This is a genomic window from Thermovirga sp. (assembly GCA_012523215.1).
Classification (GTDB): domain Bacteria; phylum Synergistota; class Synergistia; order Synergistales; family Thermovirgaceae; genus 58-81.
The window spans coordinates 1-1,844 of the sequence record JAAYIZ010000051.1 but is presented as its reverse complement, the minus strand read 5'-3'; the positions used below and the strand labels follow the sequence as shown (position 1 = coordinate 1,844).

General features: G+C 62.1%; 3 protein-coding genes. 1 reads left to right on the top strand and 2 read right to left on the bottom strand.

The annotated features are described in order from the left end of the window. Positions 1-588 (top strand): diguanylate cyclase (locus GX108_01685; GenBank protein NLO55757.1); only part of this gene is annotated, 588 nt, incomplete at its 5' end. On the opposite strand, the gene GX108_01680 is transcribed toward GX108_01685, so the two are convergent. Together GX108_01680 and GX108_01675 are read right to left on the bottom strand one after the other, a co-directional pair. Continuing rightward, complete coding sequence (locus GX108_01680; protein NLO55756.1) at positions 583-1,494, bottom strand: aminotransferase class I/II-fold pyridoxal phosphate-dependent enzyme; 912 nt, start codon at positions 1,492-1,494, stop codon at positions 583-585. The two genes, GX108_01685 and GX108_01680, sit on opposite strands and share 6 nt — an antisense overlap. A gap of 24 nt (positions 1,495-1,518) precedes the next feature. Beyond that, positions 1,519-1,698 carry a hypothetical protein gene (locus tag GX108_01675; protein NLO55755.1) on the bottom strand — a complete coding sequence of 60 codons (180 nt, stop codon included), beginning with the start codon at positions 1,696-1,698 and terminating at the stop codon, positions 1,519-1,521. Positions 1,699-1,844 lie beyond the last annotated feature (146 nt).

Sequence of the window (1,844 nt, the reverse complement as noted above, 5' to 3'; positions counted from 1 at the left end):
GCGGTCCTTTTGTGCCTCACCAGGGCCAGTGGGGGTTTTGCGAAGATAAACAGGGATGTCATGGAGTCTTTGTGGCCTGTTTTCCTTTCCACGGCGGAGAGAAACCGGGCCGTGGAGGGCATCACCAGGCTTTACACCCGCGACCCCGTATCGGGCCTTTTTGTCCGGGATATGATCCTCGGGCTCATGAAACTGGAGATGGACCGTTCCAGGCGTTACGGGTACCCCCTCACGGCCATGGCGGTGGAGGTCACCAACCTCGACCGAATTTGGAGGACCGGCGGCGACGACGCCGTTTCCGAGACGGTCCAGGTGCTTTCCCGGGAGGTGTTGAAGAACCTCAGGAGCGTGGATATTGGAGGACGGGTGGGCGACGGTCGTATCGTCGTACTGCTGCCCCATACGCCCATGGAGGGCGCCCGGGTGGTCTCGGAGAGGATAAGGTCCCGGCTGGGCGCGATATCTCCGTCGCAGAGCCTGCCGGTAGAGACCGATGTGAGGATCGCTCTCAGGAGTGATGAGTGCAGGGAGCCCCAGGACCTTCTCGCCCGGCTGGGTTTCACCGGCGACGGACCGAGGTCCTCATGACAGATCGGAAAGCCCGGAAAGGAATTCCACGGTTTTGTCCAGGTCTTCGGGGGGAGGCACCCTCAGCCTGACGGCCGAATCGTCGAGGTCCGGATAGGCGGATCCGGGTTCGCTGTCGATCCCCAGGCGGGCCAGCAAGTCGAAAAGATTTCCCCTCCTGCGGCGCGCCATCATTATCGGTGTCGAAGGATGGGTGACCGCCATTTCCAGGTCCTTCGCCCCCGCCAGGGCGCCCAGCATGGCCGCCTTGGCTCCCCTTACGTAGGTTTTCGTCCGATCAAGAAATACCGAGTCCTTTAAAGCCGCCAGGGCTGTCTTGATGCCCGGGAGGCTCACGCCAAAGGGGCGCTGGAGCAGGCGATATATCTGGAGCAGCTCGAGGTCGCGTATCACCCCGTAGCCCACGCGCATGCCTGCCAGGCCCCAGGCCTTGGAGAAGGACCTGGTGACGATGCAGTTGGGGTGCTCGAGGGCCACGGCGGACTCCTCCAGGGGGAGGTAATCCCCGTAGGCTTCGTCGACGATCACCCAGCAGCCTCTCTCGAGGCACGCCGTTACGACCGTTTCCAGGTCTTCCAGTAGGAGAACCTGCCCCGTGGGGTTGTGGGGTCTGTCGATGAAGAGAACATGGGGGCGCAGCCTGGCGGCCCTCATCCAGACTTCGAGCCCCGCCTCGAAACGTGGACCTTTCAAAAGCACCGGGTGGTAGCGGACGCTACCCTGCATGGCCTGGAGGGGCATATCGGTGAACTGGGGGGAGACCCCCGAAAGCAGGGAGCCCGGCGGGAGTAGCAGGCGCGTCAGCGTGACGAGCACGTCCATTGATCCCTGTCCCAGGACGATGCCCTCTGCCAGCCTTTCATTTCCCAGGTACCGGGCGATGGCTTCCGTGAGGTCCTTCGCCACCGGCGGAGGATAGTCGCCGATGTTTCAATCCTTGCAGGAGGTGAGAAGCTTCCTGACGGAGGGAGGAACGCCCAGGGGGTTGGTGCCGAGCCCGCAATTTACCAGGGACGAACTGGTTGGCCGATGGAGCTGGCTTTCGCTCCTCTTCGCGTAGCTTTCCCGGGTCATCTCAAGGATATGCCTGGGGAGTCTGCCCTTCCACAAGTTGAATCCCTCCTAACGATTGTTATGCTATAATAGCGGTGCAACGGGTAAAAGAGAACAGGCCCTGCGGTGTTCGTGAACATGGTGAAGTGCCTTGAGCCAACACCCGGTCTGGGGAGACTGATCTACCCGCCGGACGTGGCGGC